13 protein-coding genes are annotated in these 16,238 nt (G+C 69.7%); 2 read left to right on the forward strand and 11 right to left on the reverse strand.

Annotated features, from left to right (window positions below; all coding sequences use genetic code 11):
* Nucleotides 1-47 precede the first annotated feature (47 nt).
* Nucleotides 48-1,040 carry an adenosine deaminase gene (locus ABIA32_RS08505; RefSeq protein ID WP_370093293.1) on the forward strand — a complete coding sequence of 331 codons (993 nt, stop codon included), beginning with the start codon at nt 48-50 and terminating at the stop codon, nt 1,038-1,040.
* A gap of 20 nt (nt 1,041-1,060) precedes the next feature.
* On the opposite strand, the gene ABIA32_RS08510 is transcribed toward ABIA32_RS08505, so the two are convergent.
* A complete protein-coding gene (locus tag ABIA32_RS08510) occupies nt 1,061-1,840 on the reverse strand; it encodes a BTAD domain-containing putative transcriptional regulator (protein WP_370093294.1) in 780 nt (259 codons plus the stop codon).
* Nucleotides 1,841-2,028: 188 nt separating this feature from the next.
* Between ABIA32_RS08510 and ABIA32_RS08515 the strand changes: the two genes are divergently transcribed.
* Complete coding sequence (locus ABIA32_RS08515; RefSeq protein WP_370093295.1) at nt 2,029-3,618, forward strand: protease pro-enzyme activation domain-containing protein; 1,590 nt, start codon at nt 2,029-2,031, stop codon at nt 3,616-3,618.
* Nucleotides 3,619-3,625: 7 nt separating this feature from the next.
* Here ABIA32_RS08515 and ABIA32_RS08520 read toward each other — a convergent pair whose 3' ends face one another.
* The 10 genes from ABIA32_RS08520 to ABIA32_RS08565 form a co-directional block, all read right to left on the reverse strand.
* The gene (locus tag ABIA32_RS08520; protein WP_370093503.1) at nt 3,626-4,312 is read right to left on the reverse strand and encodes an HAD family hydrolase; all 687 of its coding nucleotides are present in this window, start codon (nt 4,310-4,312) and stop codon (nt 3,626-3,628) included.
* Between the two features lie 37 nt (nt 4,313-4,349).
* A complete protein-coding gene (gene rodA / locus ABIA32_RS08525) occupies nt 4,350-5,552 on the reverse strand; it encodes a rod shape-determining protein RodA (protein ID WP_370093296.1) in 1,203 nt (400 codons plus the stop codon).
* Nucleotides 5,553-5,625: 73 nt separating this feature from the next.
* Nucleotides 5,626-7,824: a penicillin-binding protein 2 gene (gene mrdA, locus ABIA32_RS08530; protein ID WP_370093297.1), complete on the reverse strand. Its 2,199-nt coding sequence runs from the start codon at nt 7,822-7,824 to the stop codon at nt 5,626-5,628.
* Between the two features lie 53 nt (nt 7,825-7,877).
* A complete protein-coding gene (mreD, locus tag ABIA32_RS08535) occupies nt 7,878-8,612 on the reverse strand; it encodes a rod shape-determining protein MreD (protein ID WP_370093298.1) in 735 nt (244 codons plus the stop codon).
* Nucleotides 8,613-8,616: 4 nt separating this feature from the next.
* Entirely contained in the window at nt 8,617-9,558 is a 942-nt protein-coding gene (gene mreC / locus ABIA32_RS08540; protein WP_370093299.1) for a rod shape-determining protein MreC, read from the reverse strand.
* Between the two features lie 87 nt (nt 9,559-9,645).
* A complete protein-coding gene (locus ABIA32_RS08545; protein WP_370093504.1) occupies nt 9,646-10,671 on the reverse strand; it encodes a rod shape-determining protein in 1,026 nt (341 codons plus the stop codon).
* Between the two features lie 333 nt (nt 10,672-11,004).
* The gene (ndk, locus tag ABIA32_RS08550) at nt 11,005-11,424 is read right to left on the reverse strand and encodes a nucleoside-diphosphate kinase (RefSeq protein ID WP_370093300.1); all 420 of its coding nucleotides are present in this window, start codon (nt 11,422-11,424) and stop codon (nt 11,005-11,007) included.
* A 147-nt stretch (nt 11,425-11,571) separates the two neighbouring features.
* Entirely contained in the window at nt 11,572-11,904 is a 333-nt protein-coding gene (locus ABIA32_RS08555) for a DUF4233 domain-containing protein (protein ID WP_370093301.1), read from the reverse strand.
* A gap of 76 nt (nt 11,905-11,980) precedes the next feature.
* The gene (locus ABIA32_RS08560; protein ID WP_370093506.1) at nt 11,981-13,348 is read right to left on the reverse strand and encodes a folylpolyglutamate synthase/dihydrofolate synthase family protein; all 1,368 of its coding nucleotides are present in this window, start codon (nt 13,346-13,348) and stop codon (nt 11,981-11,983) included.
* A gap of 152 nt (nt 13,349-13,500) precedes the next feature.
* On the reverse strand, nt 13,501-16,131 hold the full coding sequence (locus tag ABIA32_RS08565; RefSeq protein ID WP_370093507.1) for a valine--tRNA ligase: 2,631 nt from the start codon (nt 16,129-16,131) through the stop codon (nt 13,501-13,503).
* Nucleotides 16,132-16,238: the final 107 nt, after the last annotated feature.

Genomic DNA, 16,238 nt, shown 5'->3' on the forward strand with positions numbered 1-16,238 from the left:
TGGTTTGACCGATTTGCCACCGCGATCATGATGCTAGGAAGAGACGCGTGCCCATCCCCAAGGCGGAACTGCACCTGCACATCGAGGGGACGCTGGAGCCCGAGCTGGCCTTCGAACTGGCCCACCGCAACGGCGTCGACCTCCCCTACGCCGACCCCGAGCAGCTGCGGGCCGCCTACGCCTTCTCCGACCTGCAGTCCTTCCTGGACCTCTACTACCAGCTGATGGACGTGCTGCGCACCGAGGAGGACTTCACCGAGCTCGCCGAGGCCTACCTGGCCCGCGCGGCGCGGGACGGGGTCCGGCATGCGGAGATCTTCTTCGACCCGCAGGCGCACACCGCGCGCGGCGTGGAACTGGACGCGGTGGTGCGCGGCCTGGACCGGGCGCTGTCGCGTTCGTTCGAGCGGCACGGGGTCAGCACGAAGCTGATCATGTGCTTCCTGCGCGATCTGCCGGAGGCTTCGGCGCTGGCGACCTTCGACGCCTGCCGCCCGTACTTCGGCGACGTGATCGCGGGCATCGGCCTGGACTCGGCGGAGGTCGGGCACCGGCCGGCGAAGTTCGCCACGGTCTACCGCCGGGCCAAGGAGGCCGGCCTGCGGCTGGTCGCGCACGCGGGCGAGGAGGGCGGTCCCGACTACGTGCGCGAGGCGCTGGACCTGCTCGGCGTCGAGCGGATCGACCACGGCATCCGGGCCCTGGAGGACCCGGAGCTGGTCAAGCGGCTGGCCGAGGAGCGGATCCCGCTGACGGTCTGCCCCTTCTCGAACGTCCGGCTGCGCTGCGTGGCCACCCTGGCCGACCACCCGTTGGTCGCGATGCTGGACGCGGGGCTGGTCGCGACGGTGAACTCCGACGATCCGGCGTACTTCGGCGGCTACGTCGAGGAGAACTTCGCCGGCGTGCGCCGCGCACTTGGCCTGACGGACGACCAGCTGCGGCTGCTGGCACGCAATTCGTTCGAGGCGAGCTTTCTGGAGGACGATGAGAGGCGGGAGGCGTTGATCGCAGAGGTTGACGCCTACCGATTCCCGTGAGACCTCAGGGGCGCGAGGCTCTACCGAGATGCGGCTCCGCCGCGTGAGCGCGACAAGCCACCCGCGAGGTGAGTCCCCGAACGCGCAGGGCCATCCGCAGCGGGTGGTTTCTCGCGCTGTTCCTCGCGCCCCCAGGGTGCTGCCATCATCCCCCGCAGCAAACGGCTCGGCTCGATCCCCAACTCGCCTTCCAGCAGTCGGCGGTAAGCCTCGTAGTGGCGCAGTGCCTCGGAGACGTTGCCCTCGCGCAGGTGTATCTCCACCACCGCGCGGTGCGCGCTCTCGCGCAGCGGGTCGACCTTGACGGCGGCCAGGGCCATGGCGAGCGCGTCCGCGTACTCGCCGCGGGCGCGCAGATGCGCGGCGACGCGCTCCATCGCGTGCAGGCAGGACTGCCGCAACTCCTCCTGGTCCACCAGGAGCCAGTCGTCGTACCAGTCCGGCAGCAGACAGCTCTCCCCCAGCCAGGCCGCGTCGGGCAGCGGCGGCTCCGGTACGCGGGCCAGCGTGCAGCGAAGTTCCCGCAGGTCGAGGCGGACTTCGGGCCCGAGCTCGACCCAGTCCCCGCGCGTGATGATCAGCTGCTCCAGGCAGCGGCGGATTCGCCAAAGGGTGGACCGGAGGGAACCGTTCGCCTGGTGCTCGGGTGTCTCCGGCCAGAGCGCGCCGACCAGGTGCTGGCGGGTGGCCGGGCCTCGGACCGCGACGTAGGCCACCACTCTTCGTCCCGACTCCGGCAGGGCGACCGGGATCCCGTCCGCAGTCAGGCGCCATCCGCCGAGCAGGGACAGATCGATCATCACCACCACCGCCGTCCTCGGGTGCCGTGCCTCTTCGCACTCTTGACTGGCCGCAGGCGGAAGTCAACCGCGTGGCGGGTCGGGCACGGGCGTGCGCGGGTGGTGACGCGCCGGTGACGCGCGCCGCGTAGGCATAGGGGTGTTCCCACTCAGGGAGCACATCTGACGACTCCTTCAAGGAGGAGAGCATGCCCGCACAGCCGGCAGTCAAGGACCGCGTCGCCCTGCTCGGGAGCGAACGCAAGCCGCGCAAGGGCCAGTTGCTTATCGGCCCGGCCGACTCCCACGAGAAGATCACCGTCACCGTCCAGGTACGCCGCAACCCCGCGTCCACCGCGCCCCTGCCCGACATGGACGAGCTCGGCCGCCAGCGGCCCAGCCGCCGCCCCGCGATCAGTCGCAAGAGCGCGCTCGCGCCCTTCGCGGCGGACCCCGCCGACCTGGACCGGGTGCGCAAGTTCGCAGAGCAGCACCAGCTGCGCGTGGTGGAGAGCAGCCCCGAGCGGCGCTGCGTCACGCTGCAGGGCACGGTCGCGCAGTTCGACGCGACCTTCGGGGTGCAGCTCAAGCAGTACCGCGAGGGCGACCACAGCTACCGCAGCCGCCAGGGACAGGTCTACGTGCCGCGCCACCTGCACGGGATCGTGGAACGCGTCTCCGGCCTGACGAACCGTCCGCTGACCCAGCCGCACCTCAAGATGACGCCGAAGCTGCAGCAGGGCGTGACCGCGCAGCAGGTGGCGCAGCTGTACGACTTCCCGCAGGGCGTGGACTGCTCGCGGCAGAACATCGCGATCATCGAGCTCGGCGGCGGCTACAGCCAGAACGACCTGACGGCCTACTTCGGTCAGCTCAATCTGCCGCTGCCGACGGTCACCGATGTGTCGGTGGACGGCGGCGCCAACGCCTACGGCGACCCGAGCGGCGCGGACGGCGAGGTGGAGCTCGACATCGAGATCGCCGGGACGATCGCGCAGGGCGCGAACATCCAGGTCTACTTCGCACCCAACACGGAGCAGGGTTTCATCGACGCGATCCTGACCGCCGTCCACAACCAGCAGAACCCGCCCACGGCGATCTCCATCAGCTGGGGCGCACCGGAGGACGCGGGCTGGACCTCGGCGGGGCTCGCCGGCATGGACGCGGCGTTCTACCAGGCCGCGGTGGCCGGCATCACCGTCTGCGCGGCGTCGGGCGACAACGGCAGCAACGACGGTGTCTACGACGGGCAGGCGCACTGCGACTTCCCGGCCGCCGACCCGTACGTGCTGGCCTGCGGCGGCACGCAGCTTCAGCTGGACGGCAACGGCGCGCTGCGCAACGAGGTGGTCTGGAACAACGGCAACGGCTGGGCCACCGGCGGCGGCGTCAGCGACCGGTTCCCGCTCCCCGCGTGGCAGCCGACCGCCGAGATCCCGCACCAGGTCGACTCCGGCATGGTCGGCCGCGGCGTCCCGGACCTCGCGGGCAACGCGGACGCGCTGGTCAGCCCGTACGAGGTGGTCGTGGACGGCACGTGGATGTCGGTCGGCGGCACCAGCGCCGTCGCGCCGCTCTACGCGGGTCTGATGGCCGTCATCGCGGCGAGCAGCGGCGTCCAGCCCGGCTTCCTCAGCCCGTACCTGTACCAGCTGATGAACCAGCCGAACATCTTCTTCGACGTCGACTCCGGCTCCAACACCGTCCCGCCCGCCCCCGGCTACTCGGCGATCAAGGGCTGGGACGCGTGCAGCGGCATCGGCCGCGTGAACGGCAACCTGCTGCTGGCCCAGATCTGAGCCCAGCTCAGTCCAGCAGATCCAGCAGGGGTGCGAGCCCGGCCGGTCGGTCATCGACCGGCCGGTGCTCGACCGCGTGGAACGGGCATCCGAGCGCGGTCGCGCCGCCGTCGGCCGTCAGGTCGTCGCCGACCATCAGCACGTCGGCGGGATCGTGGCCGAGCTCCCGGCATGCGGTCTCGAAGATCGCAGGGTCGGGCTTCTGCACTCCCTGCTCGAAGGAGAGGACGTAGGCGTCGACCAGCTCGTCGAGGCGGTGGCGCCGGAAGACCGGCCGCAGGTCCCAGCCGATGTTGCTGACCACGGCGACCGGCACGCCGCGACGGCGCAGCTGGGTGAGGACCGCGGCGGTGTCCGGGTAGGGACGCCACGCCTCAGGGCTCCGGTGGCGCTCGTAGAGGGCGTCGGCGAGCCGGTCGTCCGGCAGGTCCGCCGCGCGGGCGAGCCCGGTGTACGCGGCGCGGTGGCGGACCATGTCGAGGTCACGCTCCTGCCACAGCGTGGCGAGCTCCTCCGGGACGGTGCCGGAGGGACTGCCGGGGAGGGCGCCGAGCCGCCTCAGGCGCGCCACGCACGCGGCGGCCCCGGCCTCGGGCAGGTCCAGGCCGAGCTCGGCGACAGCCGCCTGCCACCACGCCTCGACCGACTCGATCCGGAAGAGCGTGCCTGAGAAGTCGAACATCACCGCTTTGATCATGCCCGGCACGCTACCCCAGCCCGACGGAGCGGCCTCAGCCCGCCATCGAGCGCTGCATCTTGACCGACTGGAGCAGGCCGATGCCGATCCAGATCGCGAACATCGAGGAGCCGCCGTAGCTGACGAAGGGCAGCGGGATGCCGGCCACCGGCATGATCCCGAGCGTCATGCCGATGTTCTCGAAGCCCTGGAAGGCGAACCAGGTCACCACGCCCGCCGCCAGCACGGTGCTGTAGAGGTCCGAGGCCTCGCGGGCGATCCGGCAGGCGCGCCAGAGGATGATGCCGAGCAGGCAGATGATCAACATCCCGCCGAGGAAGCCGAGCTCCTCGCCGGCCACCGTGAAGACGAAGTCGGTCTGCTGCTCGGGGACGAACTGCCCGGTGGTCTGCGTCCCGTGGAAGAGACCCTTGCCGGCCAGGCCGCCGGAGCCGATCGCGATGCGGGCCTGCGCGGTGTTGTAGCCGACCCCGGCCGGGTCGAGGGCCGGGTTGGCGAAGGCCGCGAAGCGGGCGATCTGGTACTGCTTCAGCAGGTGCAGCTGGACGACCGCCGCCGCGCCGGCCGCGCCGATCAGGGTCAGGCCGCCGATCGCGCGGGCGGGCGCACCGGAGGCGAGCAGGACGCCGAGGATGATGACCACCATGACCATGGTGGAGCCCAGGTCCGGCATCAGCAGGACGATCCCTATCGGGACCCCGGCGAGCATCAGCGCCTGGAGGACCGAGCGGCCGTTCGGCTGCTGCATCTCCCCCGCGTCCACGCGCGCGGACAGTATCGTCGCGCAGATCAGGATGATGGAGATCTTGCAGAACTCCGAGGGCTGCATCGAGAAGCCGCCGCCGAGCACGATCCACGAGTGCGCACCGTTGACCGTCGAGCCCAGCGGGCTGAGCACGGCGAGGACGCCGAGGATCGACAGGCCGTAGATGAACGGCACCGCCGTGCGCAGCCGGTGGTGCCCGAGTAGCACGACGGCCGCGCACAGGCCGACGCCGATGGCGAGGTTCACCAGGTGCCGGACCAGGAAGTACTGCGGGTCGCCGTGGTTGATCTCGACGCGGGAACGGGTCGCGGACCAGACCAGCAGCGAGCCGAGGCCGGACAGCGCGAGCGCGGCGAGCACCAGCGGCCAGTCCATCCGCCGCAGCGGCGACTCCCGGTGCAACAGCCGGCCGAGGCCGTCCTTGCGCGGGGTGTAACGGGGAGTCGAATAACCGGTGCTCAAGCCGCTCATGCGCCCGCCTCGCTTCGCTCGGCAGCCGCTTCGCGGAATGCGCACCTCTTGATGGTGATCTCGCTTCGCTCGCTCACGCGTCTGACCTCCGCTCCGGCGCGAGCGCCGCGATGTCGAGGGCGGCCAGGGCCGGAGCGTTGGAGCCCGCCGGGGGCAGCAGCGCCGGGGCGGTGAAGGAGACCGGCTGGGTCACCGTGCCGTCCGGGTGGAAGCTGGGCAGCGCGTTCTGCGCGGCCGGGCGGATCGCCTTGCTCGGGTCGATGCTGCCGTTGGCCTGGATGCCGTAGAGCGCGTTGTAGATGTTGCGCACGGCCGGTCCTGAACCGCCGGACCCGGTACCACCCTGGGAGATCGTCATCACGATCGCGTAGTCCTTGGTGTACGTGTCGAACCAGGAGGTGGTCTGCTTGCCGACGACCTCCGCCGTTCCCGTCTTGGCGTGCAGCTGGACCTTGTCCTGCGGCCAGCCCTGGAACTTCCAGGCGGCGGTACCGCTGGTGATGACGTTGGCCGTGGCCTGGTCGATGTAGTCGATCATGCGCGAGGTGGTCGGCAGGTGCCCCTGGACGACCGGCCGGATCGGCTGCACGGTCTTGCCGCCGGGGCTGACGACGGCCTTGGCGATCTGCGGCGCGTAGAGCGTGCCGCCGTTGGCCAGCGCCGAGTAGACGCGGGCCATCTGGATCGGGGTCACCAGGGTGTCACCCTGCCCGATCGCGTAGTTGACCTCGTCACCCGCGCGCAGCGTGGCGAAGTCGACGCAGTCCTCGGTGGCGATGGCCCGCAGGTACGGGTCCGTCTCCGTCTTGGCCTGCTTGCACCAGGTGTCCTTCATCGCGTCGTAGTAGTTCTGGTGCCAGGCGCGGTCCGGGACCCGGCCCTTGACCTCGCCCGGCAGGTCGATGCCGGTGGTGGCGCCGAGGCCGAACTGGTGCGCGGCCTTGTAGAGCCAGTCCTGCGGGTGCTTCGGCTTGGTGCCGCCGTCGCTCAGCCACTGCTGGTAGGCGATGTTGTAGAAGACGGTGTCGCAGGAGACCTCGAGCGCCTTGGAGAGGTTGATCGCGCCGAAGTTCTCGCCCTCGAAGTTCTTGAAGAGCCGGCCGCCGATGGTCATCGACGAGGTGCAGGGGAAGGTCGAGTCGTAGCTGTAGCCGGCGTTGAGGGCGCCCGTCGTGCTGACCACCTTGAAGGTCGAGCCGGGCGCGCTCTGCCCCTGGATCGCCCGGTTCAGCATCGGGAAGTCGGAGTTCTGGCTGTTCAGCGCCGCGTAGTCCTTCGCGGAGATGCCGCCGCTCCAGATGTTCGGGTTGTAGGTCGGCGCGCTGGCCATCGCGATGATCCGGCCGGTGTGCACGTCCATGACGACGACCGCGCCGGAGTCGGCCTTGTAGTTCTGTGAGGTCACCTTGTCCCAGGTGCCGCGCAGCGTCACCATCGCCTGGTTGAGCTGCTGTTCGGCCAGCGCCTGGATCCTGGCGTCGATGCTGGTGACCAGGTCGGCTCCGGGCACGGGGGCGTTGCCGCCGGCCGTGCCGATGACCCGGCCGAGGTTGTCGACCTCCAGGTTGGTGGTGCCGTTGGTGCCGCGCAGCGCCTTGTCGTACTGGTACTCCAGACCGGCCCGGCCGACCTGGTCGGAGGCGGCCAGCGAGGACTTGCCGTTGGCGTCCGTCGCGGCGGTGATCTCCTCCTCGGTGACCGGGGAGAGGTAACCCAGTATCTGCGCCGCGTTGGCGCCGGAGGGCGCCGGGTAGAGCCGGACCGCGCTGGTGCTCGCCGTGACGCCGGGGAAGTCCTCCTGGCGCTCCATGATCTGCATGGCCTGCTGCGTGGTGGCCGTCTGGGTGACCGGGATCGGCTGGTACGGCGAGCCGTTCCAGCAGGGACGCGGCGTCTTGGCGTCGCAGAGCCTGACCTTGTCGTGCATGTCGAGGTAGGTCATGCCGAGGACCTGGCCGAGCCGGGTCAGCACGGCCTTGCCGCCGTCCTTCTGCTGGAGCAGCGAGGTGCGCGAGACCGAGACGACGAGCTTGGTGGTGTTGTCGGCCAGCGGCACACCGTTCGAGTCGAGGATCTCGCCTCGCACAGCGGGGACCACGACCGTGCGGATGTGGTTGGACGACGCCTGCTGGGCGTAGGACGCGCCGGAGCGGATCTGCAGGTACCAGAGTCTGCCGCCGAGCGTGCCGAGCAGTGAGAGGACCAGCACCTGGAGCACCAGTAGCCGACCGGTGACCCTCCGGGTCCGGCCCGTCTCCGGGATGTTGCCCACGGGGTGCCCCTCCTCGTGCTTCTGAACTTCGTCTTCTCAGCGGCGTCCGCGCGTCAGCGCTTGACGGCCTTGCTGAGCTTGCTGGTCATGCCGAACTTTCCGCTGGTCTTGCCGCCGCTGCCGCTCTTGCCGGCCGAACCGCTGCCGAAGCCGGGGACGGTGCCGAGACCGGCAGCGCCGCCGGTCCGGGTGCCGCGGTCGCCGAAGAAGGCACCGCGACGGTTGAGCCCGGTGCGGCGCGGCTTGCTCGGCGTGTTGCCCTGCCCGGCGCCGCCGCCCGCGGTGTCGCTGACGGTGCGACGGGCCAGGGCCATGACCGCAGGCACCACGAACGGCGCCAGCAGTACGTCGTAGATGACGGAGGAGACCAGCAGCCCGGTCAGTCCCACGTGCCGGGCGGCGGTGTCGCCGACCAGCGCGCCGACGCCCGCGTAGAGCAGCGTCGCGCCGAAGGCCGCGCCCGCGACGACCATCAGCGGCGTCGTCACCGAGCGGAGCTGTCCGTTCTCCGGGCGCAGCAGGCCGGCGATGTAGCCGACCAGGCAGAGCACCAGTGCGTAGCGGCCCACCGCGTGGTCGGACGGCGGGGCGAGGTCGGCGAAGAGGCCCGCGAAGAAGCCGATCAGACAGCCGGTCACGTGCCCGTAGACCAGGGCCAGGCCGATCACCACGAGCAGCAGCAGGTCGGGGACGGCGCCGGGCAGGCCGAGCCGGGACAGCACGCTGACCTGGACGACCATCGCGAAGACGACGAGCGCCGCGGAGAGCAGGACGCGTTGGATCCACATGACGTCAGCCCTTCTTCTTCACATGGGCGGACGGGGTCGCCGGCGGGGTGGCCGGCGGCGGGGTGTTGCCGGGCGTCGGCGGCGCCTGCTTGGGCGGCAGCACGGCGTAGCGCGGGTCGGTGGCCGGCGGCTGGACGACGACGCCGACCAGGTCCAGCTTCGTGAAGCTGACGAAGGGCTGGACCAGCACCGTCTTGGTCAGTTCGCCGGGGGTGTTGACGATCTGGGTGATGGTGCCGACCGGGACACCGGGCACGAAGGGCTTGTCGTTCTGCGAGCCGAAGGTGACCAGCCGGTCGCCGACCTTGACGTCGGCCTGGCCGTTGAGCAGCTCCACCCGCATCGGGGCGTCACCCTCGCCGGTGCCGAAGCCGATCTCGCCGCTGCCCTCCATCTTGGCGCCGACGGTGAACCGCGGGTCGACCGCGAGCAGCACCGTGGAGCTGTTCGGCGCGACGGTGGTGACCCGGCCGACCAGTCCGTCGCCGTTGATGACGGTCATGTCGCGCTGGATGCCGTCGATGCTGCCGATGTCGATGGTGATGGTCCAGGAGAAGTTCTGGCTGGCCCCTACGGCGGTCACCTGGGCGGCCTTGATGGTGTACTGGCCGGCCCCGGCCTCGCCGAGCAGCTTGGTCAACTCGCCGTTGCGGCCCTTGACCAGGTCGGAAGAGGAGAGCTGCTGCTTGAGCAGTTCGTTCTGCTGCTCAAGAGCCCTGATCCGGTCCCCCTGGCTGCCGGAGTCGCGCAGCGAGTGGAGGCCGTCCGCGAGCGGGTTGACCAGCCCGGAGACGCCGCTCTCCACCGGCCCGAAGACCGAGGCGGCGGCGGTGCGCGGCCCGTTGAGCGGCGAGTCGGCACCGCCGCGGATGTCCACGGTGATCAGTGCGAACGCGACCGCCACCAGGAGGATCAGCAGGAGCCGGCTCTCTCGTGTGTCCCTCACGATTCTCGGCAGAGCCCTTCAGTCAACGAGCACTCAACGAACAGTCAACAAAGCAGTCAACGAACGAGGGAAAGATGGCGGGCGGGGTCAGCGACGGGGCTGGGCGTCCAGGACCTGCTGAAGCGCCTCGAACTCCTCCACGCACTTGCCGGAGCCGAGCGCGACCGAGTCCAGCGGGTTCTCGGCGATGTGCACCGGCATCCCGGTCTCGCGGCGCAGCCGCTCGTCCAGGCCGCGCAGCAGCGCACCGCCCCCGGTGAGAACGATGCCGCGGTCCATGATGTCACCGGCCAATTCGGGCGGGCACTGGTCCAGCGTCGTCTTGACGGCGTCGATGATGGTGTTGACCGGCTCCTCGATGGCCTCGCGCACCTCGGCCGCGGAGATCACCACGGTCTTGGGGAGCCCGCTGACCAGGTCGCGGCCGCGGATCTCGCTGTGCTCCTCCTTGTCCCCGTCGACGGGGTAGGCGGAGCCGATGGTCATCTTGATCGACTCGGCGGAGCGCTCGCCGAGCAGCAGCGAGTACTCCTTCTTGATGTGCTGGATGATCGCGTTGTCGAGCTCGTCGCCGGCCACCCGGATCGACTGGGCGGTGACGATGCCGCCAAGCGAGATCACCGCGACCTCGGTGGTGCCGCCGCCGATGTCGACGACCATGTTGCCGGTCGCCTCGTGGACCGGCAGGCCGGCGCCGATCGCGGCGGCCATCGGCTCCTCGATGATGTGCACCTGGCGCGCCCCGGCCTGGGCCGAGGCCTCGATCACGGCGCGGCGCTCGACCCCGGTGATGCCGCTGGGCACGCAGACGACGACCCGCGGGCGGGCGAGGTAACGGCGGCGGTGGATCTTCAGGATGAAGTAGCGCAGCATCCGCTCGGTGATCTCGAAGTCGGCGATCACGCCGTCCTTGAGCGGGCGGATGGCGACGATGTTGCCGGGCGTGCGCCCGATCATCTTCTTGGCCTCGGAGCCGACCGCCAGGATGCCGCCGGTGTGGGTGTTGACGGCGACGACCGACGGTTCGTTGAGGACGATCCCTCGGCCCCTGACGTACACCAGCGTGTTGGCGGTGCCGAGGTCGACAGCCATGTCACGACCGATGAACGACATGTTGTTCGCCATGGGGATGCGGGGCCTTCCCGGAGCTCGCGGATGAGGGGGGCGACGGCGGCGGATGGGCAGGCGAACACGCCGGCTCACTGGCCGTCAGCTACTGCGACCATGAACGAAGCTGCCGTCGAGCAGTCACCATGGTAGCGACGGGACCTTTATCGCCATTGTCCGTGCAGACGATCGGATATCCCGCCATTGGGACGCCGTGTGTCGAGGATTGAGTTCCGTAAGGCCGAGGTTGATGCCGTGGGAATCCGGTGAAGAAAAGGTGTGGCCGACCAGGATCGACCGTGACCAGCCCAGTGAACAGGCTGGTGACCAGCTCAGTGATCAGGCGTGGCCGGGGAAGAAAATCTTGATCTCGCGCTCCGCCGAGGACTCCGAGTCCGAGGCGTGGACGAGGTTCTCCCGGGTGATCGTCGCGAAATCGCCGCGAATGGTGCCGGGGCCCGCCTCGAGCGGGTTGGTCTTTCCGGCGAGCAGCCGGATGCCCTCGATGACGCTCTCGCCCTCGACGATCATCGCGACCGAGGGGCCGGAGGACATGAAGCCCATCAGCGGCTCGTAGAAGGGCTTGCCGACGTGCTCGGCGTAGTGCTGCTCCAGCGTCGCGGCGTCCAGGGTCCGCAGCTCCAGCGCGGCGATCCGCCAGTTGGCCTTGCGCTCGATCCGGGAGACGATCTCGCCGATCAGGCCCCGGGCCACGGCGTCGGGCTTGAGCAGGACCAGGGTGCGCTGAGTCGAGGACATAGGGGACGGCTCCCGGGATTTCGAGGTGGCGAAGTCGCTCACCGTGATGCTACGTGATGTGATGATCGACACGAGACTACCGGAGTGGTCGGAGCCCGGCCGCAGAGGGAGTGCCGCGAGAAGCCCGCACCCGACCCGGTCGAGGACCTACTCCTGTGCCAACCGCGCGGCCTTCATGGAATCAATCCTGCGGCCGTAGTGGACCGAGGCCCACCAGAGCGCGGCGAAGATGACGCCCAGGCCGTACATCATCGACACGACGGCACCGCTCGCGATGAGAGCGAGCTGCAGGACCCACCCGATCGCGACAGCGCCCCTGCGTCCCAGCATTCCGCAGAGCAGCAGACAGAGCAGCATCGCCGCCCCGGACACCGACCAGAGCGTCGCACCGGAGACGGATGAGAGCCGCATCGCGACAAGCGCGGCGAAGCCGATGATCATGGCTTCGCTGATCAGCGTGGAGGAGCAGAGGGTACGCACGGCGGACAGTTTAGTCCGCCGTGCGCGGCCCTCCCTCGGCAGGGGTTCGGCTGGAGGCTCAGGGCTTGCCGAGGAGTCAGTTTTTGCCTAGAAGCAGCCTGGCCTCGCCGATCGTGATGATCGAACCGGTGATCAGGACGCCCGCGCCGCCGAGGTCGCCCTCCTCCTCGGCCAGCGTCACCGCCGCGTCGATCGCATCGTCCAGACGGGGCCAGACATGGACCCGGTCCGGGCCGAACACCTCGGCCGCGACCTCGGCCAACTGGTCCACGTCGAGTGCACGCTGCGTCGAGTTCTGGGTGACCACGATCTCCGCGAGGACCGGCTCCAGCGCCTCCAGGACGCCGATCACGTCCTTGTCGCTGCTCGGCGAGAAGACGCCGACCAGGCGGGTGAAGCCGAAGGACTCCCCGATCGCCTGCGCCGTGACCTGGGCGCCGCCGGGGTTGTGCGCGGCGTCGAGGACGATCGTCGGGCTGCGCCGGATGACCTCCAGCCGGCCGGGGGAACTGACGTCGGCGAAGGCCTCGCGCACCTTGTCGATGTCGAGGGGCTGGTCGTGCGCGGTCCCGACGCCGAAGAAACCCTCGACGGCGGCCAGCGCGATGGCCGCGTTCTGCGCCTGGTGAGCCCCGTGCAGCGGCAGGAAGATCTCCGGGTACTCGTGGCCGCCGATCCCGCGCAGGGTGACCAGCTGGCCGCCGACCGCGACGTCGCGGTGGATGACGCCGAACTCCATGCCCTCCCGGGCCACGGTCGCGTCGATCTCGACGGCACGGCGGAGGATCACCTCGGCGGCGTCCAGCGGCTGCTGGGAGACGACGGCGAGGCCGCCCTTCTTGATGATCCCGGACTTCTCGCCGGCGATCGCGGCGGTGGTGTCGCCGAGGCGGTCCATGTGGTCCAGCGAGATCGGGGTGATCACGGAGACGGCCGCGTCGATGACGTTGGTCGCGTCCCAGGTACCCCCTATCCCGACCTCGACCACGGCGACGTCGACGGGCGCGTCCGCGAAGGCCGCGTACGCCATCGCGGTGACGACCTCGAAGAAGGACATGGGGATCGGCTGCTGGGCGTCGATCATGCCCACGTAGGGCTTGATGTCCTCGTAGGTCTGCACGAACAGCTCGGGGCTGATCGGCTCGCCGTCGAGGCTGATCCGCTCGGTGATCGACTCGACGTGCGGGCTGGTGTAGCGGCCGGTGCGCAGCTCGAAGCCACGGAGCAGCTGTTCGATCATGCGAGCGGTACTGGTCTTGCCGTTGGTGCCGGTGATGTGGATGGACGGGTAGGCCCGCTGGGGCTGGCCGAGGATGTCCATCAGTGCCTTGATCCGCTCCAGGGAGGGATCAATTTTGGTCTCCGGCCATTTGGCGGCCAGTTCCGCCGTGACGGCGGTCAGCTCGTTGTCGCTCACGGCGCAAGTGTACGGACGCGTGGACAGAACTCTGACAACGCTGGCCAGCGCCTCAGGGGCGCGAGGAACTGCGCGAGCAACCACCCTGTGCGGATGGCCCTGCGCATCGAGGACTCTACGCACAGGGTGGCTTGTCGCGCAGTTCCCCGCGCCCCTGATGGTGCAACTTCAGGAAGTGCCTAGCTTGCGGCAGGAAGCGCGCTCAGCTGGGCGGTGAGGCGCTGGATGTCCCCTTCCGCCTTGGTGAGCCGGCCACGGATCTTGTCGATCGCCGCCGGGGCCGCCTTCGCCAGGAACGCCTCGTTCCCGAGCTTCGCCGTCGCCTGCGCCAGCTCCTTCTCCGCTGCCGCCAGGTCCTTCGAGAGGCGCTTGCGCTCCGCCTCGAAGTCGATCGCTCCCGAGAGGTCCAGCGCCACCGTCGCGCCCGCGATCGGGAGCGTCGCCGTCGCGTGGAAGGACTCGTCGGCCGGAGTGAGTCGCGCCAGCGCGCGGAGCGCGCCCTCGTGGGCGACCAGCGGCGTGCCCGCGAGCGTCAGCTCGGCGGCGACCTTCTGGCCGTCCCGAAGCCCCTGCTCCGTGCGGAAGCGGCGAACCTCGGTGACGACCTGCTGCAGCAGGTCGATCTCCCGCTCGGCCTCCGCGTCGCGGAAGCCGCTGTCGGAGGGCCAGTCCGCGATGACGACAGACTCGCCACCCGTCAGACCGGTCCACAGCGCCTCGGTCACGAACGGCACGACCGGGTGCAGCAGACGCAGCGTCACGTCCAGCACCTCGCCCAGCACCCGCCGCGTGACGTCGGCCGCCGGACCGCCCGCCGCCAGCGCGGGCTTGGTCAGCTCGACGTACCAGTCGAAGACCTCGTCCCAGGCGAAGTGGAACAGCGCGTCCGAGAGCTTGGCGAACTGGTAGTCGTCGTAGAGCGCGTCGACCTCGGCCACGGTCGCGTTCAACCGAGACAGGATCCAGCGGTCCGCCGCGCTCAGCTGCTCCGCAGCCGGCAGCGGACCCGCCACCGTCGCGCCGTTCATCAGCGCGAAGCGGGTGGCGTTCCAGACCTTGTTGCAGAAGTTGCGCGAGCCCTGGACCCAGTCCTCGCCGATCGGCACGTCCGTGCCGGGGTTCGCGCCGCGCGCCAGCGTGAAGCGGACCGCGTCCGCGCCGTAGGCGTCCATCCAGTCCAGCGGGTTGACCGCGTTGCCGAAGGACTTCGACATCTTCTTGCCGAACTGGTCGCGGACCATGCCGTGCAGGGCGATGGTGTGGAACGGCGGGGTGCCGTCCATCGCGTAGAGACCGAACATCATCATCCGGGCGACCCAGAAGAAGAGGATGTCGTAACCGGTGACCAGCACCGAGGTCGGGAAGAACTTGTCCAGCGACGGGGTCTTCTCCGGCCAGCCCAGCGTGGAGAAGGGCCACAGGCCGGAGGAGAACCAGGTGTCGAGCACGTCGGTGTCCTGGCGCCAGCCCTCGCCGGTCGGCGGCTGCTCGTCGGGGCCGACGCAGACGATCTCACCGTTCGGGCCGTACCAGACCGGGATCCGGTGGCCCCACCAGAGCTGACGCGAGATGCACCAGTCGTGCAGGTTGTCGACCCAGCCGAAGTAGCGGGACTCCATCTCCTTCGGGTGGATCTGCACCTGGCCGTCGCGGACCGCGTCGCCGGCCGCCTTCGCGAGCGGGGCGACCTTGACCCACCACTGCATGGACAGCCGCGGCTCGATGGTCGTCTTGCAGCGCGAGCAGTGGCCGACGCTGTGCGTGTAAGGGCGCTTCTCGGCGACGATCCGACCGTCGGCACGCAGCGCGCCGACGATGGCCGAGCGGGCCTCGAAGCGGTCCAGGCCGAGGAACGGGCCGTGCACGGTGATCACGCCGTGCTCGTCCAGGACCGCGATGTTCGGCAGGTTGTGACGCTGACCGATCTCGAAGTCGTTCGGGTCGTGCGCGGGCGTCACCTTGACCGCGCCGGTGCCGAACTCCGGGTCGACGTGGGTGTCGGCGACGATCGGGATGCGACGGCCCGTCAGCGGCAGCTCGATCTCGGTGCCGACCAGGTGCGCGTAGCGCTCGTCGTCCGGGTGGACGGCCACGGCGGTGTCGCCGAGCATCGTCTCGGCGCGGGTCGTGGCGACGACGATGGCGTTGTCGCCCTCGCCGTAGCGGATCGAGACGAGCTCGCCCTCGTCGTCCTGGTACTCCACCTCGATGTCGGAGATCGCGGTGAGGCAACGCGGGCACCAGTTGATGATGCGCTCGGCCCGGTAGATCAGCTCGTCGTCGAAGAGCCGCTTGAAGATGGTCTGGACGGCCTGGGAGAGACCCTCGTCCATGGTGAAGCGCTCGCGGGACCAGTCGACGCCGTCACCGAGGCGGCGCATCTGACCGCTGATCTGGCCACCGGACTCGGCCTTCCACTGCCAGACGCGCTCGACGAAGGCCTCGCGGCCCAGGTCGTCGCGCGACTTGCCCTCCTTGGCGAGCTCGCGCTCGACGACGTTCTGGGTGGCGATGCCGGCGTGGTCCATGCCGGGCTGCCACAGGACCTCGTAGCCCTGCATGCGCTTGCGGCGGGTGAGGGAGTCGATGATGGTGTGCTCGAAGGCGTGGCCGAGGTGCAGCGAACCGGTGACGTTCGGCGGCGGGATGACGATGGTGTACGGCGGCTTCTCGCTCGTCTCGTCGGCCGCGAAGTAACCGCGCTCTACCCAGCGGTCGTACAGCGGCCCCTCTACCTGCGCCGGCGTGTACTGCGTCGGCAACGTTTCGAGGGCGCTTTCGTCCCCGGTCTGGGCGGGGCGCTGGTTCATGTCGGTCACGACGGCAAGTTTAGAGGCCAACGGCCCATGGTCACGAACGGCTTTCACGCGGTGAACGACCCGGGAATCGTCATGGACAGGCAGTAGCCGAGCTGGTC

The organism is Streptacidiphilus sp. MAP12-20, assembly GCF_041262525.1.
Lineage (GTDB): Bacteria > Actinomycetota > Actinomycetes > Streptomycetales > Streptomycetaceae > Streptacidiphilus.